Origin of the sequence: Rhodococcus sp. OAS809, assembly GCF_040546695.1 — a bacterium.
GTDB lineage: Bacteria > Actinomycetota > Actinomycetes > Mycobacteriales > Mycobacteriaceae > Rhodococcus_F > Rhodococcus_F qingshengii.
This window is the reverse complement of the sequence record NZ_JBEPOI010000002.1, coordinates 3501299-3523748: the sequence shown is the minus strand read 5'-3', so window position 1 is coordinate 3523748 and position 22450 is coordinate 3501299. Positions and strand designations below refer to the sequence as shown.

Below are 22450 nucleotides of genomic sequence, written 5' to 3'. Positions count from 1 at the left end.
ATCGAGGTATAGCTGGCGGCAGTTTTTGCATTTGTTTGATATGGGTCACGGGCCAATAGTTAGTCCATGACCTCACAATGCGACGGATGGATCCGCAATTACGTGGACGGCTCCTATGTCGAACCCGACGAGTCGTCGAGCTTCGATCAGGTCGACCCAGCAACGGGCCGTGTTCTCGCCCGGGTCCACGAGGCCGACAAGGCCCTGGTCGATCGGGCCGTGACCTCTGCCAGACGTGCTCTGGACAACGGTTGGGCCGATACGCCGGTTCGAGAGCGGACGGCTCTGCTGCGACGCGCCGCCGACCGGATCGAGGAGCGATTCGAAGAGTTCGTCGCCGCAGAGATGGCGGACACCGGCAAGCCGATCACGCAGGCACGCGAACTCGACGTCGCGCGCGCCCTGACGAACTTCCGCACCTTCGCCGACATCGTCGCCGCGGCGGGACAGGAATCGTTTGTCACGGATCTCGCGGGCGGCAAGCAGGCGCTGAACTACGCGATCCGCAAGCCGCTCGGCGTCGTCGCCGTGATCGTTCCGTGGAACCTGCCGCTGCTTCTCCTGACCTGGAAGGTTGCGCCCGCGCTCGCGTGCGGAAACTCCGTGGTGGTCAAACCCTCCGAGGAGACCCCGGCGACTGCGTCGTTGCTGGCCGAGGTGCTCGAAGAGGTCGGCCTGCCTGCCGGCGTCTACAACGTCGTCCATGGATTCGGTGCGAACTCGGCCGGCGAGTTCCTCACCACGCACCCCGGTATCGACGGGGTCACCTTCACCGGATCTTCGGCAACGGGTTCGCATGTCATGAAAACCGTTGCGCCGCGAGTCCGTCCGGTCTCGTTCGAGCTCGGCGGCAAGAACGCCGCGATCGTCTTCGACGACGTCGACATCGACGAAGCTCTGACGGGCCTGACCAAATCGGTGTTCACCAATACCGGCCAGGTCTGCCTGTGCACCGAGCGGGTGTACGTGCACCGCAGTATTTTCGACGACATCGCCGGTGGACTCGTCGAGCGGGCAGCAGGATTGCGTCTGGGCGACCCGACGCTCGATGCAACGACGACCGGACCGCTCATTTCGCAGGCGCATCGGAAGAAGGTTCTCGACTACTTCGAGATCGCCGAGCAGGAAGGCGCGAAAGTGCTGACCGGCGGCGGTATTCCGGACCTCGGACAGGAACTGTCGGGCGGATCCTGGATCGAACCCACCCTGTGGACAGGCTTGACCAACAAGGATCGCGTCGTGCGCGAGGAGATCTTCGGACCCGTCGCAGCACTCATTCCGTTCGAGACCGAAGCCGAGGCGATCGCCCTGGCAAACGACACCGAGTACGGCCTCGCTGCCTCTGTGTGGACCAACGACCTGCGCCGCGGACACCGCGTCGCGCAGAAGATGAACGTCGGAATCTCCTGGGTCAACACGTGGTTCACCCGCGAACTGCGATCTCCCTTCGGCGGTATGGGCCTGTCCGGCATCGGACGTGAGGGCGGCGAGTCCTCGCTGCACTTCTACACCGAACCGACGAATGTATGTGTGCAACTGTGAACATCGAAACCGCAAAAGTTTTCCAGAAATGAGCGAGGCGTGATGACAGCCCCCGAAGACACCGTATCCGCGCTCGCGCGTCGCCTCGACGACGCTGCGCAGACTCGCACCGACACCCCGAGCCTCGCCGACGAATACACCATCGACATCGACGAGGCCTACCGGATCCAGAACGAACTCCTCGAACGGCGGACCAGCCGTGGCGAATCGATTGTGGGTATCAAGCTCGGTTTCACAAGCCAAGCGAAGATGGCGCAGATGGGTGTCTCCGAAGTGATCGTCGGTCAGTTGACCGACGCGATGTGCGTGAGCAACGGCGGCGAAGTCGACCTGAGGACGTTCATTCATCCCAAGATCGAACCCGAAGTGGCATACCGCCTGTCGAAGGACGTCGATCTCGACGATCCGAACGTCGACATCGAAACCTGCGTCGACGCGCTGGCTCCCGCAATGGAGATCATCGACTCGCGCTATCGCGACTTCCGCTTCACCTACACCGACGTCGTCGCTGACAACACCAGCGCTGCCGGATACGTGATCGGGCGGTGGCTGCCGCTACAGAACGTCGAAGACCGTTCCGTACGTATGGAAGTCGGCGGTGAGACGGTAGTCGGTTCCACGTCGGCCATTCTCGGCGATCCGGCGCGCGCTTTGCATGCACTGCTCGACATCGCCCGCCGACGCCGAATTCCGTTGCGCGCCGGTCAGGTAATTCTGGCCGGTGCCGCCACAGCAGCTGTGCGACTCGACGAGGGCGTCGCACAGTGCACGATCGACGGACTCGGAACCGTCACGGTGAAAGGTGTGAAGCGATGAGTGGGGCGCAGGTCATCGAGAAGCTGGCGAAGCCGCGCGGAAAGTTCCCCCACGTCAAGGTGGTCGGCGATTTCGTCTATGTCTCCGGGACCAGTTCGCGTCGACCCGACAACACGTTTGTCGGCGTCGAGGTCGACGAGATGGGGACGACGGCGCTCGACATTCGGGCGCAGACGCGTGCCGTCATCGAGAACATCGCGGCGATTCTCGCCGAAGTGGGTGGAGAACTGAGTGATCTGGTTCAGGTCACCTCCTACCTGGTGTCGATGAACGACTTCGGCGGATACAACGAGGTGTACGCCGAACTGTTCGACGAAAACGGTCCGACGAGAACGACTGTGGCTGTTCACCAGCTGCCCCACCCTCACCTGCTCATCGAAATTTCCGGCGTGGCGTACGTGCCCGCCTCCCGACGCTCGGCGTCCGAAGATACGGAGAATGCATCATGACCACGATTCCTCCCGTCATCGACTTCAAGAAGTGGATCGACGACAACCGCCACCTCCTGCAGCCGCCCGTCAACAATCAGACGATGGCGCTCGGAGACGATTTCATCGTGCAGGTCGTCGGCGGCCCCAACCAGCGGACCGACTACCACCTCGATCCGTACGAGGAGTGGTTCTACCAGCTCGAAGGCGACATCCACGTCAATGTCATGACCGAAGACGGTCCTCAGCGCGTCGACATTCGCGAGGGTGAAACTTGGTTGCTGCCAGGAGACATTCCGCATTCGCCGCAGCGTCCCACCGCGGGCTCGATCGGCCTGGTCATCGAACGCGTCCGCAAGGAAGGCACGCTCGAGAAGTTCCAGTGGTACTGCCTCGAATGTGATCACAAGATTCACGAGGTCGAACTTCAGGTGCGCGACATCGTGGCCGACCTTCCGCCGGTGTTCGTCAAGTTCTACGAGAGCGAAGAAGCCCGCACGTGTGACAAGTGCGGCACGCTCCATCCCGGCAAGGGCTGAGCTATGAGCAACCTGATCGACATCCACACCCACTACGTGCCCAACGGGTGGCCGGATCTGACCGAAGACGCGGGGCCGCAAGCGCCGTGGCTGAAGGTCGAGTCGGAAACCGAAGCAATGATCATGATGGGCACCAAGGAGTTCCGTCGCATCCAGTCCGATGCCTGGGACGCCGAGGTGCGGCTTCGGGACATGGATGCCGACGGCGTGCAGAAGCAGGTCGTCTCACCTACTCCGGCGTTCTTCAACTACGGCCGGAGCGGTGAGCAGGCAAGTCGCATTGCACGGATCTTCAACGACCTCGCACTCGAGATCGTGGAGCCGGCGAAGGATCGTTTGATTCCCTTCTGCCAGGTGCCTCTGCAAGACACCGACGCAGCGTGCCGTGAGTTGGAGCGGTGCATCGCGAACGGGCACCGCGGTGTCGAGATCGGCAATCATGTCGGCGATCTGGACCTCGACAGCGAGGGCGTGGTGACGTTCCTGCAGCACTGCGCGTCGCTGGACGTGCCGGTATTCGTGCACCCGTGGGACATGGCCAACTCTCCGCGCCTCGATCGCTGGATGGCGCAGTGGCTCACTGCGATGCCGGCCGAAACGCACCTGTCGATACTCGCACTGATTCTCGGTGGGGTGTTCGACAAGATCGACGATCGTCTCAAGATCGGATTTGCGCACGGTGGTGGATCTTTCGCGTTCTGGTTGGGACGGATGGAAAACGCCTGGCACGGCCGCAACGACATCATCGGTACGTCGCAGTTCCCGCCTTCGCACTACCTGGGAAGGTTCTACGTGGATTCCGTCGTCTTCGACGAGCGCGCGCTGCGACTGTTGGTGGACACGGTGGGGGTGGACCGTGTGATGGTGGGTAGTGATTACCCGTACCCCTTGGGGGAGCGTCCGGTCGGTGAGGTGGTTCGCAAGAGTGAGTTCTTGGACGATACTGCGCGCCAATTGATTTCGCGGGGGAATGCCGAACGCTTCCTGGGTCTCGTCTGAGGCCCCGGCTATACCTTTTCCGGTATGGCGGACGGTGAATTCGGCATTTGTGAGTCATGTCTCGAGCGAGCACAATTCCAAACACAACGATCGACGACGCTCGTGATACCGACAATCCCGAAGACGGGGTCGGTGACTACAGACTTCATCGTCCGCCTGCCCCATCCAATCGATAGGTTCCGCGATGTCAGACAAGATATCCAACAGCACTACGAGCGACGGAAAGCCGTTGCCGGAGAAAGCGGCCCGTAGCCGAGTTGCCATGGCAACCCTGGCCGGCACAACTCTCGAATGGTACGACTTCTTCCTCTACGGCACAGCCGCCGCGTTGATCTTCAACAAACAATTCTTCCCGAGCCTGAGCCCCACGGCCGGCACGCTGGCTGCCTTCAGCACCTTCGCCGTCGGGTTCATTGCACGGCCGGTGGGTGGACTCGTGTTCGGGCACTTCGGTGACCGGATCGGGCGCAAGGCCACGCTCGTGGTCTCATTGGTGATGATGGGCATCGGGTCCACACTCATCGGCCTCATCCCGAACTACGACTCCATCGGTTTCTGGGCGCCCGTCCTCCTGGTGGCAATGCGCGTCGTTCAGGGCATCGGTCTGGGCGGTGAAGGCGCCGGCGCGACACTCATGTCGATGGAGCACGCGCCGGCGGGGCAGAAGAATCTCTATGCAGGTTTCCCTCAGATGGGCACACCCGCCGGACTGGTTCTCGCCAACGGCATCTTCCTGACGACCAACGCCGTGATGTCGGACTCGGCATTCGCTTCGTGGGGTTGGCGAATCCCGTTCCTGCTCAGCTTCGTTCTGGTGGCGATCGGTCTGGTGATTCGCCTGCGCGTCACCGAGTCGCCGTCATTCGCCGGGATCATGGAGAAGGGCGAAATAGTCCGCTTCCCGCTGCGTGAGTCGCTCAAGGTCGGCTTCCCCCGTTTGTCTCTCACGCTTGCCGCGTGCTTGGCGAACTCCGCCGTGGCGTACGCCTTCATGGTGTTCACCCTGTCGTACGGAACTCAACATCTGGGTTACGACAAGCAATTCCTGGTGCTCAGCGTGACCGCGGCAGCAGTCCTGTGGTTCCTTTCCATCCCGTTCTGGACAAAGATCGCCGACAAGTACGGGCGTCGGCACATGTTCATCGGCGGATCAGCTGCAATCCTGTTGTGGTGCATCGTGTTCTTCCCGCTCCTCAACACCGAGAACAAAATGGTCGCCGTCATCGCGTTCCTGGGCATGGGCCTGATCGTTCCGGTCACACATTGTGTCCAGGGCAGCATCATCGCCGACACTTTCCCGGCCAAGGTCCGCTATTCCGGCTCGTCTCTGATCCTCCAGAGCGGTGCGATTCTCGGCGGTGGACTGGCACCGATGATCGCCACGGCTCTGCTCGACGCCACCGGATCTTCGGTCGGTGTGACCTGGTATCTCGCCGGGGTGTGCACGATCAGCCTGGTCGGCGCCATCGCCCTGTTCAAGATTGTCCCCGATTCGTCGCGGGGCTTGGAGCACGAGGAGATTCGCGTCTCCGAAAACGCCTGAGTCCTGGTTGATCCGACATCGGCCCGTTCCCTCTGGAGGGAACGGGCCGATCGGCGTTTCACGGTCGCATGAGTTCAGTTGCAAAGGACTCCAGCGTCGCGATCAGGGCCTGCGCGGACGGACTCGACGTGCGAGTCGCCGACGAGGTGATGCCGACGCTGTGCCCGATCGGATCGAGTGTGATGGACAGGGTGGTCAAGCGCGCGTCGTCGCGGGGGATGAGGCTCGGTAGTACCGCGATCATGTCGGTCTCGACCAGTAGCTGACGCACGGTGAGGAAAGAGGTTGCCTCGACCCGATTTTCGGGCAACGGCAAGCCGTTGCGGGCGAAGAACTCCTCGAGTTCGCGGCGGAGCACTGTCTCGACCCCGGGAAGGATCCAGGGGAAGCCGCGTAGTTCTTCGAGTTGGACGTCCTCGCGGTGAGCGAGCGGGTGATCTACGCGGGTGACGAGTTCGACGGATTCGGCGTAGAGGTTCCGTCTTGTCGCGGTGTCATCGGTAGGTGAGGTGAGCCGGCCGACGATCAGGTCGATTCGGCCCGCTTCCAGATCGGTGAGCAACTGCTCTGGCGTACCTTCGCGCACGACGACGGTGAGCAACGGGTGGTGAACCTTCAGGCGCGCGATAGCGCCGGGAAGCAGCACGTTGGATCCGGCGAGATGTGTTCCCACGATGACGGTTCCGCGATTGGCGTCGGCAAGTTCGACGACGTGCCGCCCGGCTTCGGTCAGCTGCGCGATCACGGCCCGTGCATGAGTTGTGAAGGCCTCGCCGAAAATGGTCGGGGTGATGCCGCGTGGGCCGCGGTCGAAGAGCGAGACACCGAGAATGGACTCGATGTCGTGCAGACTCCGAGTCGCGACGGGTTGCGTGATGTGAAGTGCGGCAGCGGCGCCGACCACACTGCCCTGACGGCTCAATGCGTCGACGAGCAGGAGATGGCGGAGTTTGAGTCGCCCGTCGAGGAGCTTGGGCATGTCCATGGAGCAATCCTAGACGGGATTTCTCCGGGTGGGTAGGCGCCCGAAGTTGCTCAGGAGAAGGTGATTCCGATCGATTGGGACGAGGCGTACTTCTCCCAGGTTTCGCTGCTGTCCGGACTTCCCGTGTGCGCAAACGACGTCCAGTGCCGGCGTATCCGACGGCCCAGTGCGTCGATGCTCTGCCAGTCGCTGCTGCCCAGCATCGGTGAGCCCTGCCAGGACTGCTCGGTTCCCAACACGAAGGGTAGTTCGATGCAGTGAGTGGCCCCGAAGACGTCGTCCGTCGGTGCCCAGTCGAAGCGGTACGTGTACACCGACGCGCCGGCCGCTGTGAAGGTCTCGGCCAGCTCCATTGCCGGTTCGGCAAACATGTTCTGTGTCAGTGCCTTTTCGGCGACGTGTTCGGGATCGGGTACTCCCGCTAGGTCGCGCACGAAAGCAGATCCCTCGTCTCGGGTGTATCCCACGATGACGTCAGGCGCTGTTTCGAAAGTTCGGATCACCGGTTCCAGTTCGGAGATCGGCGCGAAGGGCGGTTGCACGACATTGGGGGACCGCCGGCTGAACTCGACAGCCGTGCCGCGGAATGTGTCGAGAATGTGGGAGAGCGGCGCGGTCCGAGGATCTCCGTCGAGCAGTCGGGCAAACGTCTCCCCGTTCTCGATCGCGGCAGCCTGCGTGAAGTTGAGGTCCGGCCGTGGGGTGCTCTGCAGAATTGCTCGATGGAACAGGGTTCGAGAGTTGTTACTGCTCAACAGATTCACAATGGAATGGGCGCCGGCCGACTGCCCGAATACGGTGACCGAGTCTGGGTCGCCGCCGAATGCCTCGATGTTCTCGCGCACCCACTCGAGCGCCGTGATCTGATCGTGTACCCCGAGATTGCCTTCGCTGACGCCGTCGAGGAGGAGGTATCCGAGCACGCCGACGCGATAGTTGACCGACACCACGACGACGTCGCCCTCGGCTGACAAAGCGCCGCCGTCGTACCAGGGGAGTGAGCCGCCGCCACTGGAGTACCCGCCACCGTGAAGCCACACCATCACCGGGCGATGACCGGTCAGCGACGGGGTTGTGACGGTGACGGTGAAGCTGTCCTCGCTGTGCTCCGGTTCGGGGAGCGGTGGCCCCATGATGCGTTCGAGTCGTGAAGGTGGTTGGGGGAAGACCGTGCCAAGCGCTGTGGCGTCGAAGACGTCGGAGAACGGTTCCACCGGTCGAGGCTTCTCGAAGCGCGGTGCGCTGGCGTAGGGGATCGCACCGAAGTAGTAGGAACCGTCACGCTTTCGGCCGCGGACCTTCCCCGAAGGGGTGGATGCGATCACCGTCTCGAACGAGGGCATGGGTTCCTTTCTTCTTGTGCATGCTTTTTCGAGCATGCCAGGTGGATGCCGCGGCACAAATGCCTTTGTGGTCGTGCGGTATGCGTTACGGCGTGAGTGCCTGTACCAGTCGATCTTCGAGTCGCGTCGTCACTCGGCTGTATACGGAACCGTCGTCCAGTGCCCGGGACATCACGATCGCCCCTTGGATCCCGGCCACGGCTTCTTCGGCGAGTCCGATGGAATCTTCGGCACCGACGAGTGCCGCCTCGAGAGCCGCTGTCCATTCGTCGAAGTATGTTCGCACCCTGGCGCCGAAGCGGTTTCGCTCTTCACCGAGTGCAAATGCGCCGAACAGGCAAATGCGTTGCCCTGACCGAAAGTAGTCGCCCGCGGTAGCGAACATGCTCTGGATGCGCTGCCTCGGTGGAACCGATTCTGCTCGAAGAGGTTCGAAGACTTCGGCGCGAAACCATCCGTCGACCTCGTCGAGTACGGCCTCGGCCATCTCTTCCTTCCCGCGCGGAAAGAAGTTGTAGAGACTGCCTTTGCCTAAACCGGTGTGTTCGGTGATGACGGCCAGGCTTGCTCCGTCGAACCCGTAGGTTCGAAACACGTTTGCGAGAGCGGGAATCGTGTCCGAGCGTTCAGCTACCTGTCTGGCCATGGATTCATCCTTTCATCACAGACCCAACTCGCTCAGGCCCGGATGATCGTGCGGGCGTGGTCCGGTCGGATCCCAGAAGAACTTTCGCTCGGACTCCTCGATGGGAACGTCGTTGATGCTGGCATGACGGTGGTGCATGAGTCCGTCGGCGTCGAATTCCCAGTTCTCGTTGCCGTAGGAGCGGAACCACTGCCCGTCGTGATCGTGCCACTCGTACGCGAATCGCACTGCGATGCGGTCGTCGCTGTGTGCCCACAACTCTTTGATCAACCGGTAGTCCAGTTCGCGGGTCCACTTCTCGGTCAGAAGTTCGACGATCTCGGATCGGCCGGTGACGAACGTCGACCGATTACGCCACCAACTGTCCGGCGTGTAGGCCAGCGACACCTTGTGCGGATCGCGTGAGTTCCATCCGTCCTCGGCGAGGCGGACCTTCTGGACGGCAGTTTCGTGAGTGAAGGGCGGAATCGGTGCTCGGACGGTCATTGCGGGGCCTCTCGATCAGATATGTACCTATCGGTACAGACTTTACCGATAGGTACAACAAGAGTCCAGTGAACGACTTCGGCCGCCCCCACCGAAGCGGGAGCGGCCGAAAGAGTCGAACCGGAAGAAACTAGCGCGCGCGACGAGCGAGACGCTCGGAATCCGAGATCAGGACGCTCTTGCCTTCGAGGCGAAGCCATCCGCGGTGTGCGAAATCAGCGAGCGCCTTGTTGACGGTCTCGCGGGAAGCGCCGACGAGCTGGGCGATCTCTTCCTGCGTGAGGTCGTGAGTGACGCGCAGGGCGCCACCTTCCTGAGTGCCGAAGCGCTGCGCGAGCTGCAGGAGCGCCTTGGCGACACGGCCGGGAACGTCCGTGAAGATCAGGTCGGCCAGGGTGTTGTTGGTACGACGCAGACGGCGGGCGAGAACGCGCAGAAGCTGCTCGGCGATCTCGGGGCGCTGCTGGATCCATGCCTTGAGAGCGTCGCGGTCCATGCTCACGGCGCGAACCTCGGTGACGGTCGTAGCCGTCGAGGTGCGGGGGCCGGGGTCGAAGATGGACAGTTCGCCGAACATGTCGGACGGGCCCATGATCGTCAGCAGGTTCTCGCGACCGTCGGGTGAGCGTCGACCGATCTTCACCTTGCCGGACACGATGATGTACAGGCGGTCACCGGGTTCACCTTCGTTGAAGATGACATGTCCACGGGGGAAGTCGACGGGCTGCAGCTGCTTTGTCAGCGCCGCTACCGCTGAGGGCTCGACTCCTTGGAAGATGCCGGCTCTTGCCAGGACGTCGTCCACGTGCGCTCCTTGTTGGGATTTGTTCGTTTGTGGTGTCATTTTTGCGCTATCTATCTTTGTACCCGCGCTGCGCACAAACCGTCGTACACAGGCTCAGCCCTCATGAGTGAGACACTGTGTCCAATGCAATCTGTGTTCAATGCAACAGGTACGGCATCGAAGTCTACGTCCCGTTAGCTCGCGACGAGTGATTGATGCCACGTAAGAGCCGAAAATTCTTCCGGAATCCGCTGCGGTGACTACTTTGTATGGCCGTCAACTTGCCCGTTGTGTCCGGATTTCGCCCAGGCTGGCGCTCTCGGGAGCCTCCGACTGACGGCCCTTACGCTTCCGGTGGAAGCGGGCGAACGCATGGGGAAACCCATCGCTTGCCAGGCGGGCGACGTCGTCGTGACTTGCCTGGTCGAGGAAGTCTTCTACTTCATGCTCTTGGACCGAGAGCCGACGCAATCGCCCTTCGACTCGTTCCATCGCCAGGGCAAAGAGCATAAGCAGTAGCGGAAAGAGAATTACTGCGAGTCCTTGCATAGGGGGAAGTAAACACGTCGAAGGTCTCAGAATCGACACGACGGAGTCTCCACTCATGTCGTATCCGTACAGTTGTCTGAGTGCAGACCACCCCGACAGGCAGTTCAGAGCAGCGGAAGAAACCGCGTTCGGGGGGTGCGCGGAAGGAAGAATCACACCTCGGATTGGTACGCCGGGCGCGTCGGATGAATCGTGAGCTCGCTGTGGCTTTCCCACACGTGTACTGCGAACTCGACTTCACGACTCCGTTGGAACTGGCAGTGGCGACAATCCTGTCGGCGCAATGCACCGACGTCCGCGTCAACATGGTCACGCCGGCACTCTTCGCCCGTTATCCCGACGCAAAGGCATACGCGGAAGCCGATCGGACCGAACTCGAGGAGTACATCCGCTCCACCGGCTTCTACCGGAACAAGACGACGTCGCTGATCGGACTCGGTCAGGCGCTACTCGAACGCCACGACGGGCAGGTCCCGAACAAGCTCGAAGATCTGGTGAAACTCCCAGGCATCGGACGCAAGACCGCGAACGTCGTGCTGGGCAATGCCTTCGACATTCCGGGAATCACCGTCGACACCCACTTCGGTCGGCTCGTGCGTCGGTGGAAGTGGACCGAGGAAGAAGATGCCGTCAAGGTGGAACACGCCGTCGGGGCACTGATCGAACGTAAGGAATGGACTCTGCTCTCGCATCGCGTGATCTTTCACGGCCGACGGGTCTGCCACGCGCGCAAGCCCGCATGCGGTGTGTGTGTCCTGGCCAAGGACTGCCCGTCGTACGGTCTCGGCCCGACCGACAAAACCGAGGCCGCGGCCCTGGTGAAAGGCCCCGAGACCGATCATCTGCTCGCCCTGGCAGGGTTGTGATCGCCGATGACAAGTGCCGGAAGATGGTCTCTCGCTGCGCTCGTGGTCGTCGCGGCTCTCGTCGTGGCGATCTGGCCGCGCGGAGGAGACGACACGACGCCCACCTCGACGGGCCCGTCCTCGTCCGCGTATCAGCCGCCGACGTTCACTCCGTCGTCGGAATCGCTCGATCAACTCCGTAGCCAGGCGGCTCTGGCCTCCTGCCCGACTCCGACCGGCGAAGCGCCTGCCGGCTCGGCTCTCGCCGGAATCACCCTCGACTGCGTCTCCGACGGAGCGCCCGTCGACCTTGCCGCAGCGGTGGGCGGAAAGCCGACTCTGCTCAATCTGTGGGCGTACTGGTGCGCGCCATGCGCCGAAGAGCTTCCGTACCTTCAGGAATTCGCGGAGCGCGCCGACGGCAGCATCAACGTGCTGACCGTGCATTCGGATCCGAATCAGGAGAACGCTTTGACGCGACTCATCGACTACTCGGTGCGTTTGCCCGGCGTCCAGGACGGTGACGGCAAGGTACGGATCGCAGTGGGCGCACCGCCGGTGCTGCCGGTGTCGGTGCTCGTGCGCGCGGATGGAACAGTCGCCAAGGTCTTGCCCCAACCCTTCCGCAGTGCGGACGAGATCGCCGCCGCTGCGGCGCAATATCTGGGAGTCGTCGTATGAGTACACCGGTTCCCGAGTGGTTGCGCGCTGTCGCCAGCACCGAGCCCACCGATCCCCATCGGATCAACCCCGTCCTCGAGCGTCGCGCGCCGCGCGGCACCGTGACGCGTCCGGCCGCGGTGCTCGTGCTCTTCGGCGGACCGCGTGAGGCCGACCCTCTCGCCGTCGGCGGCTTGCCGGAGGGCGCAGACGTCCTGCTGACCCAACGGGCGTCGACGATGCGTCAGCACAGCGGACAGGTCGCATTCCCCGGCGGTGCCGCCGATCCGGGCGACGACGGCCCCGTCGGCACCGCGCTGCGTGAAGCGCAGGAGGAGACCGGGCTCGATCCGAGCGGAGTTCAGCCGCTCACCGTGCTGCCGGAGATCTTCATCCCGCCGTCGGGTTTCGACGTGACGCCGGTGCTCGGCTACTGGGAGCAGCCGACGACGGTGGGCATTCAGGACGAGGGCGAGGTCGGACGGGTGGCCCGGGTGCCGCTGCGCACGTTGCTCGACCCAGACAACCGGTTTCAGGTTCGACATCCCCTCGGGTACCAGGGCCCGGCGTTCCGCGCCGACGGCATGCTGGTCTGGGGGTTCACAGCAGGAATCCTCGCGGCGCTGTTCACGGTGTCGGGCTGGGAGATTCCGTGGAACTACGAGGACGTGAGAGACCTGGACACAGCGCTGTCCGAGTTCGGTGAAGGTGTCGAGGATTCGGCGGTGCCGCGATGACAGGTTCTCGTTGGGTGGACATCGCCATCGTTCTGGTCGCCCTCATCGCGGCCACGTCCGGATGGCGTCAGGGCGCGGTGGCGTCGGCGCTGGCGTTCGTCGGCGTGATCCTCGGTGCCGTCGCCGGGATTCTGTTGGCGCCGCACCTGCTCGTGCACGTCACCGAAGGCAAGCTGCGCATCCTCGCGGGCATCTCGCTGATCGTCGTGTTGGTCATCATCGGCGAGGTCGCCGGCATGGTGCTCGGACGCGCGGCGCGCAGCGGAATGCACAGTCCGACGGCGCGATCCGTCGACAGCGTCATCGGTGCGGGTCTACAGGCGGTGGCTGTCGTGGTCGCGGCGTGGTTGCTCGCGATTCCGCTCACTTCCTCGTCGCAGCCGAATATTGCCGCCGCTGTTCGTGGTTCGGACGTTCTCGCCAGCGTGGACGAAGTGGCGCCGCAGTGGCTGCGCCGCATCCCGACCGAGTTCTCGGCGCTGCTCGACACCTCCGGCCTGCCTGACGTCATCGGCCCGTTCGGGCGCACGCCCATCACCGAGGTCGAAGCACCCGACGCGAGCGTTCTCGCCAGTCCGTTGGCGGCGCAGTTGCGTCCGAGTGTTCTCCGCATCAACGGCGTCGCACCGAGTTGCCAGCGCGCGCTCGAGGGATCCGGATTCATCGTCGCCCCCGAACGCGTCATGACCAACGCCCACGTGGTTGCCGGAACCGAGAGCATCACCGTGGACACCATGGAAGGCGCACTGCCCGCGCAGGTGGTTCTCTTCGACTCCGCCGTGGACATCGCGATTCTGGCGGTTCCCGGATTGGACGCGCCGGTGCTGCCGTTCGCTCCGGAGCAGGCTCGGACCGGTGACAACGCGTTGGTGCTCGGCTACCCCGGCGGTGGTCCGTACACGGCCAGCGCAGCCCGCGTTCGTGAGGTCCTCAACCTGAACGGGCCGGACATCTACAAGGCCGGAACCACCCAGCGTGAGGTCTACACCGTCCGCGGATCCATCCGGCAGGGCAACTCGGGTGGACCGATGGTCGATGATCAGGGGCGGGTCCTCGGCGTCGTGTTCGGTGCTGCCGTCGACGACAGTGACACCGGATTCGTCCTCACCGCGCAGGAAGTCTCGCGCCAGTTGAACGCGGCTGCCTCGGCATCGACGCCCGTACCGACGGGCGCGTGCATCCTGTAGCGGTCACTTCTCCGTAAGGAGGAAGTCCCCGAGTTCGCGATTGACGCGCTCGGGGGCTTCCTGATGCGCGTAATGACCGACTCCGGCAATGGTGCGCAGTTTCTCGCCGGGAGCCCAGTGCTTGTCGCGACGCACGGTACGGGTGAGCACGTACGGGTCGAGTTCGCCGTGAATCTGGACGATCGGAATGCGAAGAACCTGATCCATCAAACGCATGAAACGTCGGCCCTCGGGGCGGAGCTGGCTGCGGAAGGCCCAACGCTGGTACTCCAACGTGGAATGCGCGACGCCCGGGATCCGGATCGCGGACCGCATCTTGCTCATGACGTCTGCGAATTCGGGTTGCTGCGGCCAGGTGGGGCCGGACCGCGAGCGAACCAGACGCTCCACTTCGGCGCCGTTGTCGGCCGTCAACCGACGTTCCGGGCGTAGCGGTACCTGATAGGCCAGGAACGAGGGCAAAAGCGCGCGGCGCTGATAGGGGTCGCGGACGACTGCTTTCTTGAGCGCCATCGGGTGTGGTGACGAGATCAGCGCTATCGACCGCACCAGGCGTGGATGCAGGAGCGCGGTCGCCCAGCACACCAACCCGCCGTCGGCATGACCGATCAGCGTGGCCTTGCCGTAACCCATCGCACGAATGAGGCCGGCTACGTCACCGGCGAGCGTCCAACCGTCGTAGCCGCGAGGGGGCTTGTCGGAATCGCCGTACCCACGAAGATCCATGGCGACGACGCGGAATCCCTGCTCCGACAGTGCCGTCAACTGATGGCGCCAGGACCACCAGAAATCGGCGAATCCGTGCAACAGGACCACCAACGGAGCATCCGGCTCCGCGTCGCCTACCTCGACGACGTGAAACCGGATGCCGTTGGCGTGAATGTCCCGGTGAATCCAGGGGCCGTCGAACCTGACGGTGGATGGATCTGGGGCTGCCACTTTCGATCAGACTCGCTACCGGCGCGCGTTGAAATCGACAGACGGCTTTGCGTCGTCATGGCTGCCGGGGATGACGTTCTTGGCCTGCTTGAGCGATTCGATCGTCTTCTCCGGAGCCCTCAGCTTGCGCACGCGCAGATAACCGAGCAGCGCCAGAATCGCGGTGGTCACCACCATGATCAGGAAGACGATGAGGAACGCCAGCCAGCGCGGCACCCAGGTGTCGAGCATCTCGGCCAGGAAGAAAAAGAAGAAGAACGAGCTGAACAGCAGAACCGTGAAGGCCAGGATGAAGAAGACGCTGCCCTGCAGACCCTTCTTGACCTCGCCCGTCACCTCGGCCTTGGCAAGTTCGACCTCGGCGCGCACGAGGGTGGAGACCTGTGCGGTCGCGTCCTTGACGAGGGCCCCGATGGTGGCCTCGCCCGGCGTGCGGGCGTCCACATCGGTGAGAGGGATGGAAGAGACCGTGTTCGGTACTCCATCTCCGGTGAAGCGCTGGCTCTCTCCGTTGGTCAAGCTCACTTGTCGACCTCTCCAGGTAGTTCTCTCGCGTCCGTGGCAATGGCGGAAGCGTCGTCTCGAGCCGCATGAACTCGTCCACGTCGCCACAGCAGCGCTGATCCGATCAGCGATGCCACCAACGATGTCACGAGAACTGCGGCCTTCGCTATCTCGGCCTCGCTGCCATCGCCGACCCCGTCCAATGCGAGGTCTGCTACAAGCAGGCTAACGGTGAACCCGATGCCACCGAGAACTGAGAGGGCAAACATGTCTCTCAATTCCAGTGTCTTGGGTTTGGTTGCTATCCCCAATTTGATCGCGAGCAGGGAAATTCCGAAGATTCCGACGGTTTTGCCGACCAGAAGACCGACGACAACCGATTGCCCGACGGGGTCGGTGAAAATGTCGCCGAGCACCGCCGCGTTGATCGGAACACCGGAGGCGAACAGTGCGAAGACGGGGACACAGAAGCCTGCAGAGTAGGGCTGAATACGGTGCTCGAGACGGCTACCGGGCGCGTACTCCTCGTCCGGATCGCGCCTCACCCGGGTGAGTAAGCCGAGCGCGACGCCCGCGAGTGTGGCGTGTATCCCCGCTTCGTGCATCGCGTACCAGGTCAGTAGTGCCAGCGGGACGTAGAGGAACGGCGTCGTGATGCGTTTGTGTTGGGCGTAGGCGTAGGCAGCCAGGGCTGCGGCCGCGGTCAGCAGCCACAACATCGCGAGGGAACCGGTGAACAGTACGGCGATGAGGATGATCGCGAGCAGATCGTCGACGACGGCCAGGCTGAGCAGGAAAACTCGGGCGCTCGCCGGGATCTTCGAGCCGGTCAGCGCGAGCACGCCGAGGGCAAAAGCGATGTCCGTCGCAACGGGAATAGCCCAGCCCTTGTCCATGCCGGGCGTGCCGAAACCGATGGACGCCGCGATGATCGCGGGGACCAGGACGCCGCCGCACGCCGCAATGATCGGGAGCATCGCGGCTTTGCGGTCCGCGAGTTCGCCGACCACCAGTTCACGTTTGAGTTCGAGGCCGGCAACGAAGAAGAAGACGGCAAGCAGTCCGTCCTGCGCCCACGTGCCCAAGCTGAGGTCGAGATGGAGTGCGGACGGACCGATCTGGAAGTCACGTAGTGCGATGTAGCTCTCACCGAAAGGAGAGTTCACCCAGATCAGAGCGAGGGCGGCAGCGATCAGGAGGATCGATCCGCCCACCGTTTCGGTGCGGAGGTAGCGGGACAGTTTCGGAACGCAGGGTGGAGATCACGCGTGGGGACGACCTTTGTTCGTGCAACCGAATTCGGATGCAACAGACATGAACGTGATCGACGTTGTGACGCATCGAATGCACGTGCCGACCAGACTTCCCGGCTCACCTTTACGGAATTTTATCGCGGATTGCCCGCTGAGCCGAATTCGCGAACCGAATTTGCGTCGGAAAACCCCGCGGGTGTTCAATTCCTACTGATTGGGACACTATCCCACCAATTGGACATTTTCGTATAACGGCGCAGGAGCATGTTTTGAGCACGTCAGTCAGTGAGAATCCACCCAAGCCGGAGGGCGGCGACGCAGATACCGTCGCCGGAGTGCCGCGCAGCCGAATCGTGGTTGCCAGCATGGTGGGTACGTCCATCGAGTTCTACGACTTCTACATCTATGCAACAGCGGCAGTATCGGTGTTCCCGCACCTGTTCTTCCCGAAGGGCAACGACACCACCGCGCTTCTCGCGTCGTTGGCGACGTTCGGACTCGCGTTTGTCGCCCGTCCCCTCGGCTCGATTCTCTTCGGGCACTTCGGTGACCGCGTCGGACGCAAGGCAACTCTGGTCGGCTCGCTGCTGACGATGGGTATCGCGACCTTCCTCATCGGACTGCTGCCCACCTATCACCAGATCGGTCTACTGGCCCCGGCGCTGTTGGCGCTCATGCGTTTCTGCCAGGGCCTCGGACTCGGCGGCGAATGGTCGGGTGCGGCGCTGCTCGCGACCGAGACAGCCAAGGAAGGCAAGCGGGCCTGGGCGGCGATGTGGCCGCAACTCGGTGCGCCCATCGGCTTCTTCATGGCCAACGGACTGTTCCTGATCATCACGTTGTTCATGAACCACGACAATTCCAGCCCGGACCTCGAGGGTGCCTTCCTGAGTTGGGGATGGCGAATTCCGTTCCTGCTCAGCGCAATCATGGTGATGATCGGCCTGTACGTCCGGCTCAAGCTCGAGGAAACCCCGGTGTTCGCGCGCGCAGTCGAGCGCGGCGAGAAGGTCAAGACTCCGGTGGCCGAGGTATTCAAGACCAGTTGGCGTCAGCTGATCATCGGTACGTTCGTGATGCTCGCGACGTACACGCTGTTCTACATCATGACCACCTGGGTTCTCAGCCACGGAACCGGCAAGACGGCGGCCGACGGCGGAACCGGCGCAGGCTTCAAGTACACCGATTTCCTTGTCCTGCAGCTCATCGCAGTCGTGTTCTTCGCTGCTGCCGTGCCGGTCTCGGGTTGGCTCGCCGACCGCTACGGGCGTCGTATCACACTGCTGATCATCACCGGCCTGATCATGGTGTTCGGCTTGACCTTCGGCGTGTTCCTCGAACCGGACGGAATGAACGACGGTCGTATGTTGGCGTTCCTCATCGTGGGCATGCTGCTCATGGGCCTGACCTTCGGACCGATGAGTGCCGTTCTCCCGGAACTCTTCCCGACCAACGTCCGCTACACGGGCTCGGGAATCGCGTACAACACGGCCAGTATTCTGGGCGCAGCGGTGGCGCCGTTCATCGCCGTCTACCTCGCGAAGAACTACGGCGTCGGTTGGGTCGGCATCTATCTTCTCGTAGCGGCGACGCTGACTTTTGTCGCGCTGCTGGTCATGCGTGAGACGAAGGGTGAGTCGCTCGACGATGTAGGGGCATAACCCTGCTGTGCGCCTTTATTAACCCCCGGCGGTTAATAAAGGCGCACAGCAGTTGTCAGGGAAGCTGAGCAGGCAGGACGTGCTCACCGGTCTTGTCGGTGCTCAAGGCCAGGGAGCTGATGTACTGCTTCTCGCCGTTCGGACCGGGCACGTTCGACGCGAGCATGTCGGGACGCTCGAATTCGATTCCGCTGACGCAGCACAGAAGCGTTTCACCGGAGGGGTTCCCGTACTCGTCGAACATCGGCAGATCGATGCCGTCGTCGGTGCGTCGTAGGTAGTACTTTCCCTTGGTGGCGACGGCCAGGATCGGCGGCATCACCAGTGCGATGACGATTGCGACGATCGGGGAGAACGGCTTGATCGCCGAACCGAAAGCACCGAAGAACACCAGGATCGAAATGCCCGCGGCCAGCAGCATCGACACGAAGCCGACGGGGTTGACGTCGTAGAGCATCCCGCGTCGGAACTCGGGGACTTTCGGGGAGAGCTTCAACCAGTACTTGTTGATCGCGATGTCCGAGGCGACGACCACGACCCAGGCGATACCGCAGTTGGCGTAGAACCCGAGGATCGTGTTGAGGAAGTCGAACATGTTGGCTTCCATCAAGATCAGTGCGATCGCCAGGTTGACCAGAACGAAGACCATGCGTCCGGGGTAGGTCTTGGTGACGCGGGTGTACGAGTTGGTCCAGGCCAGTGAGCCGGAGTACGCGTTGGTGACGTTGATCTTGATCTGGCTGATGACCACGAGGATCACGGCCAGCGTCATGGCCAGCCAGTGAGGCATCATGTCCTGGTAGATCTCGAGGAACTGGTGCACGGGCTGGTTGGCGATCGAGGATCCGTCGACGACGTTCGCGATGATGTACACGGCGAGGAACAGTCCGACGATCTGCTTGAACGCGCCGAAGATCACCCAGCCGGGGCCGGCGAGAATTACTGCAGCCCACCAACGGCGGGTGTTTTCCGGCGTCTTGGGCGGCATGAAGCGTAGGTAGTCGATCTGCTCGGCGATCTGTGCGATCAGCGACAAGCAGACACCCGCGGCCAGCATCACCGATCCGAAGTTGACGCCCTTGCCGTTTGCGCCGTCCTCACCGCCGAAGGCGAAGAACGCGCTCACCGAATCAGGGTGCTTGAACAGCAGATACAGGAACGGCAGCACCATCATGACGAGCCACAGAGGCGTCGTCCACACTTGGAGCTTTGCCAGAGCCTTCATTCCGTAGATGACCAGTGGAATGACCATCAGGGTCGAGACCGCGTAGCCGATCGAGAGTGGGATCCCGAGCCCCAGTTTCAAACCCTGGGCCATGATGGAACCTTCGAGCGCGAAGAAGATGAAGGTGAACGTCGCGAAGATGACGTTGGTGACCACCGAGCCGTAGTAGCCGAAACCGCTTCCACGAGTGATCAAATCGAGGTCGATATTGTATCGCGCGGCATAGTAGGCGAGTGGGAAGCCGGTCGCCATGATGACGACGGCAAACACGGCGATGCCCAGCAATGCGTTACCGGTGCCGTACGAGATGCCGATGTTGGCGCCGATCGAGAAGTCTGCGAGATACGCGATTCCGCCGAGCGCGGAGGTCGCGACGACGCCGGTTCCCCATTTGCGGTAGCTGCGTGGCGCAAATCGGAGGGTGTAGTCCTCCAGAGTCTCCTTCAGTGCGGCATTCTCACCGAGATCTACCCTGTCCGGTGCGCCGGCGGACACCTGCTCGTTCACTGCTGTCATGACGTCACTTCCCCTGGGTGCCTGTGCATGTGCACTTTGTGGTGCAGGCACCCAACCTAGGGAGGTGGCGTTACGCGGACATGTTTGAAATGTGTCGCCCACGTTGCGGATTCGATCCGCAACGTGAGCGAGCACTCATGGGACTTTCTTTACCTGTATCTGATCACCAACTGCCCGCGCCTGCAAGGCGAGTGGTTGCGTCCCGACCGGCCGAAGGTCGAGAACGGCGGCGGCCACCGGGTCGGCCAAGACGTTCCGGATGGTCCGGCGCAGGCCACGTGCTCCGTACACCGGGTCGAACCCGCGCCGTTGCAACAGGGCGACGGCGCTGTCCTCCACCTCGACGTCGATGCCTCTCCTGGCCAACCGAGTCGTGATCAGTTCGATCTCGAGACGGGTCACTTGTTCCGCGGTCTGTTCGTCGAACTCGTCGAGGATCACGGTTTCGTCGATGCGGTTGAAGAATTCGGGGTCGAAGAACTTCTCCAACGCGCGTTGCACCAGATGATGACCATGGCGCGGTCGATCGATCCGGACGCGATCGGCGAGCTGCCGCAGGTGAGATCGCCGACGTTCTGCCACCGCAGCAGAGCCGAGATTCGAGGTCAGGAACACGTAGCTGTTGCGGAACGAGATCTTCTGCTGACCGTTCGCCAACCGGAGTTCGCCGTTGTCGAGGACCTGCAGGAGCGCACGCAGCACGGTGGGGTCGGCCTTCTCCACTTCGTCGAACAGGACGATTCCGGGGGTGTACGGATCGCCCTCGACGGTGTTCTTGTCGAACAGCGTGAAGGACTCCTTGCTACCGGCATATCCAGGTGGAGCCCCGGAGAACGACGCCGCATAATGCTCTTGCGCAAGAGCATTCATGTCGATGCGGCACAGATCATCAGGTCCTGACCGTAGTTCTGCGGCCACGCGCCGCACCAATTCCGTCTTGCCGACGCCGGTCGGGCCAACGAGAAGGATGTTGGCGAGCGGACGCGTCGGATCCGTTGCACCGACATGCGCGATCGAAATCGCACGAACCACTGCGTCGACGGCGGCCTGTTGTCCGACGATCTTGGAACTCAGGGCTTTCGAGAGCTTGCGAGCGTCGAAGGCCCCGACCGGTACGGGTTCGGTTCGTTCCTCGGCCGGCGGTGGTGCTGCTGCACTGTTCCGGTCATGGAGCATGTCGGTGATATAAGGCACAGTGAGATCCTTACGCTTCGATTGTCTTCTCGACCGGCAGGTTTCCGACGCGACAATCCGCTACACCCACTGTGTCTCGGGTGATGGCCTCGACGCGTTCCTGAGCCTTCTGGGCGTCGGTGACCCACAGCTTGTAGAACTCGAACGGGCAGTCCGCGACGCCCTTGTCTCCGTCACCTGCTGCGTGGACACCGGAGTAGCCGCGATGGAGGAGTTTGAAGATGTGGTTCTGGGACTGATCGTTCTCGCGTGCGTCGCGAATGGCTGAGACGGAAAGCTGCGCGTACTGGATTCCGTATTCTTCTTCGCCGGTTTCACCCAGCGTCCGGCCGTCGAATCCGATGATCGCGGAGTGTCCGAAGTAGGAGTAGACGCCGTCGAATCCGGCCGCATTGGCAACTGCCACATAACAATTGTTGGCCCAGGCCATTGCCTTGGACATCATCACCTGCTGGTCCTTGGCGGGGTACATGTATCCCTGGCAACGGACGATCAGTTCTGCACCCTTCATCGCGCAGTCGCGCCAGATCTCCGGGTAGTTGCCGTCGTCGCAGATGATGAGCGAGATCTTCAGCCCCTTCGGGCCTTCGGTGACATACGTCGTGTCTCCCGGGTACCACCCTTCGATGGGGCACCAGGGCAGGATCTTTCGGTACCTCTGAACGATCTCGCCCTTGTTGTCGATGAGGATCAACGTGTTGTACGGGGGCTTGTTCGGGTGGTCTTCGTGCTGTTCGCCGGTGATGGAGAAGATTCCCCAGGTGTCGGCTTCGCGGCACGCTGCGGAGAAGATCGCGGTCTCGTCGCCCGGGATGGTGGCTGCTGTCGCGTACATCTCCTCCTCGTTGTACATGATTCCCTGCGTGGAGTATTCGGGGAAGACCACCAGATCCATTCCGGGGAGGCCGGTCTTCATGCCGATCATCATGTCGGCGATCTTGCGCGCGTTCTCGAGGACACCGGCGCGATCGTGCAGGCGGGGCATCTTGTAGTTGACCACTGCTACGCCGACCGTGTCGTTGCTCGAGGAGATGTCACCGTGTCGCATTGTCTTTCACTCCTTGGTTGT

Annotated in this window: 23 protein-coding genes; 11 read left to right on the top strand and 12 right to left on the bottom strand. The window is 62.5% G+C overall.

Annotation, left to right across the window (positions count from 1 at the left end; translation table 11 throughout):
* Positions 1–66: 66 nt before the first annotated feature.
* The 6 genes from ABIE52_RS19500 to ABIE52_RS19475 all read left to right on the top strand — a co-directional run bounded on the left by ABIE52_RS19500 (position 67) and on the right by ABIE52_RS19475 (position 5867).
* Entirely contained in the window at positions 67–1542 is a 1476-nt protein-coding gene (locus ABIE52_RS19500; RefSeq protein ID WP_020905966.1) for a 2-hydroxymuconic semialdehyde dehydrogenase, read from the top strand.
* Between the two features lie 42 nt (positions 1543–1584).
* On the top strand, positions 1585–2358 hold the full coding sequence (locus tag ABIE52_RS19495) for a 2-keto-4-pentenoate hydratase (protein WP_042950503.1): 774 nt from the start codon (positions 1585–1587) through the stop codon (positions 2356–2358).
* On the top strand, positions 2355–2807 hold the full coding sequence (locus tag ABIE52_RS19490) for a RidA family protein (RefSeq protein WP_003943520.1): 453 nt from the start codon (positions 2355–2357) through the stop codon (positions 2805–2807). The genes ABIE52_RS19495 and ABIE52_RS19490 overlap by 4 nt, the downstream gene beginning before the upstream one ends.
* Positions 2804–3325: a 3-hydroxyanthranilate 3,4-dioxygenase gene (locus ABIE52_RS19485; RefSeq protein ID WP_003943511.1), complete on the top strand. Its 522-nt coding sequence runs from the start codon at positions 2804–2806 to the stop codon at positions 3323–3325. The genes ABIE52_RS19490 and ABIE52_RS19485 overlap by 4 nt, the downstream gene beginning before the upstream one ends.
* A 3-nt stretch (positions 3326–3328) precedes the next feature.
* Complete coding sequence (locus ABIE52_RS19480) at positions 3329–4324, top strand: amidohydrolase family protein (protein ID WP_042446676.1); 996 nt, start codon at positions 3329–3331, stop codon at positions 4322–4324.
* A gap of 184 nt (positions 4325–4508) precedes the next feature.
* Complete coding sequence (locus tag ABIE52_RS19475) at positions 4509–5867, top strand: MFS transporter (RefSeq protein ID WP_042446679.1); 1359 nt, start codon at positions 4509–4511, stop codon at positions 5865–5867.
* Positions 5868–5925: 58 nt separating this feature from the next.
* Here ABIE52_RS19475 and ABIE52_RS19470 read toward each other — a convergent pair whose 3' ends face one another.
* The 6 genes from ABIE52_RS19470 to ABIE52_RS19445 all read right to left on the bottom strand — a co-directional run bounded on the left by ABIE52_RS19470 (position 5926) and on the right by ABIE52_RS19445 (position 10660).
* Entirely contained in the window at positions 5926–6852 is a 927-nt protein-coding gene (locus ABIE52_RS19470; RefSeq protein ID WP_003943516.1) for a LysR substrate-binding domain-containing protein, read from the bottom strand.
* A gap of 50 nt (positions 6853–6902) precedes the next feature.
* Positions 6903–8195 (bottom strand): carboxylesterase family protein, encoded by a 1293-nt coding sequence (locus ABIE52_RS19465; protein ID WP_192712908.1) that lies wholly within the window; start codon positions 8193–8195, stop codon positions 6903–6905.
* Between the two features lie 85 nt (positions 8196–8280).
* Positions 8281–8841: a TetR/AcrR family transcriptional regulator gene (locus tag ABIE52_RS19460; protein WP_042446684.1), complete on the bottom strand. Its 561-nt coding sequence runs from the start codon at positions 8839–8841 to the stop codon at positions 8281–8283.
* Between the two features lie 15 nt (positions 8842–8856).
* Positions 8857–9327, bottom strand: a complete 471-nt coding sequence (locus tag ABIE52_RS19455) for a nuclear transport factor 2 family protein (protein ID WP_007732407.1) — start codon at positions 9325–9327, stop codon at positions 8857–8859.
* Between the two features lie 130 nt (positions 9328–9457).
* Positions 9458–10132, bottom strand: coding sequence for a Crp/Fnr family transcriptional regulator (locus ABIE52_RS19450; protein WP_003943506.1), 675 nt, complete (start codon positions 10130–10132; stop codon positions 9458–9460).
* A 255-nt stretch (positions 10133–10387) separates the two neighbouring features.
* Positions 10388–10660: a hypothetical protein gene (locus ABIE52_RS19445; RefSeq protein ID WP_019746620.1), complete on the bottom strand. Its 273-nt coding sequence runs from the start codon at positions 10658–10660 to the stop codon at positions 10388–10390.
* Positions 10661–10740: 80 nt separating this feature from the next.
* Here ABIE52_RS19445 and nth point away from each other — a divergent pair, with 80 nt between their 5' ends.
* From nth to ABIE52_RS19425, 4 genes are read left to right on the top strand one after another with little or no spacing between them, the layout of a single operon-like run.
* Entirely contained in the window at positions 10741–11526 is a 786-nt protein-coding gene (gene nth, locus ABIE52_RS19440) for an endonuclease III (RefSeq protein ID WP_003943471.1), read from the top strand.
* A gap of 6 nt (positions 11527–11532) precedes the next feature.
* Complete coding sequence (locus tag ABIE52_RS19435) at positions 11533–12186, top strand: TlpA family protein disulfide reductase (RefSeq protein WP_003943500.1); 654 nt, start codon at positions 11533–11535, stop codon at positions 12184–12186.
* The gene (locus ABIE52_RS19430) at positions 12183–12902 is read left to right on the top strand and encodes an NUDIX hydrolase (RefSeq protein ID WP_050655297.1); all 720 of its coding nucleotides are present in this window, start codon (positions 12183–12185) and stop codon (positions 12900–12902) included. Before ABIE52_RS19435 ends, ABIE52_RS19430 begins: the two co-directional genes overlap by 4 nt.
* Entirely contained in the window at positions 12899–14089 is a 1191-nt protein-coding gene (locus ABIE52_RS19425) for a MarP family serine protease (protein ID WP_003946095.1), read from the top strand. Before ABIE52_RS19430 ends, ABIE52_RS19425 begins: the two co-directional genes overlap by 4 nt.
* Positions 14090–14092: 3 nt before the next feature.
* Here the strand turns inward: ABIE52_RS19425 and ABIE52_RS19420 are convergent, their stop codons facing one another.
* Genes ABIE52_RS19420 through nhaA form a run of 3 tightly spaced genes read right to left on the bottom strand, consistent with a single transcriptional unit; the run spans position 14093 to position 16773 of the window.
* The gene (locus ABIE52_RS19420; protein WP_007732412.1) at positions 14093–15028 is read right to left on the bottom strand and encodes an alpha/beta fold hydrolase; all 936 of its coding nucleotides are present in this window, start codon (positions 15026–15028) and stop codon (positions 14093–14095) included.
* Positions 15029–15043: 15 nt separating this feature from the next.
* Positions 15044–15553, bottom strand: a complete 510-nt coding sequence (locus ABIE52_RS19415; RefSeq protein WP_007732413.1) for a phage holin family protein — start codon at positions 15551–15553, stop codon at positions 15044–15046.
* On the bottom strand, positions 15550–16773 hold the full coding sequence (gene nhaA / locus ABIE52_RS19410) for a Na+/H+ antiporter NhaA (protein WP_354541584.1): 1224 nt from the start codon (positions 16771–16773) through the stop codon (positions 15550–15552). The genes ABIE52_RS19415 and nhaA overlap by 4 nt, the downstream gene beginning before the upstream one ends.
* 281 nt (positions 16774–17054) lie before the next feature.
* Between nhaA and ABIE52_RS19405 the strand changes: the two genes are divergently transcribed.
* Positions 17055–18446: an MFS transporter gene (locus tag ABIE52_RS19405; protein ID WP_020968263.1), complete on the top strand. Its 1392-nt coding sequence runs from the start codon at positions 17055–17057 to the stop codon at positions 18444–18446.
* A gap of 55 nt (positions 18447–18501) precedes the next feature.
* Here ABIE52_RS19405 and ABIE52_RS19400 read toward each other — a convergent pair whose 3' ends face one another.
* From ABIE52_RS19400 to ABIE52_RS19390, 3 genes are all read right to left on the bottom strand, one after another.
* The gene (locus ABIE52_RS19400; RefSeq protein ID WP_058227137.1) at positions 18502–20187 is read right to left on the bottom strand and encodes a purine-cytosine permease family protein; all 1686 of its coding nucleotides are present in this window, start codon (positions 20185–20187) and stop codon (positions 18502–18504) included.
* Between the two features lie 135 nt (positions 20188–20322).
* A complete protein-coding gene (locus tag ABIE52_RS19395) occupies positions 20323–21381 on the bottom strand; it encodes an AAA family ATPase (RefSeq protein WP_007732419.1) in 1059 nt (352 codons plus the stop codon).
* Between the two features lie 10 nt (positions 21382–21391).
* Positions 21392–22429, bottom strand: coding sequence for an aliphatic amidase (locus tag ABIE52_RS19390; RefSeq protein ID WP_003946093.1), 1038 nt, complete (start codon positions 22427–22429; stop codon positions 21392–21394).
* Positions 22430–22450: the final 21 nt, after the last annotated feature.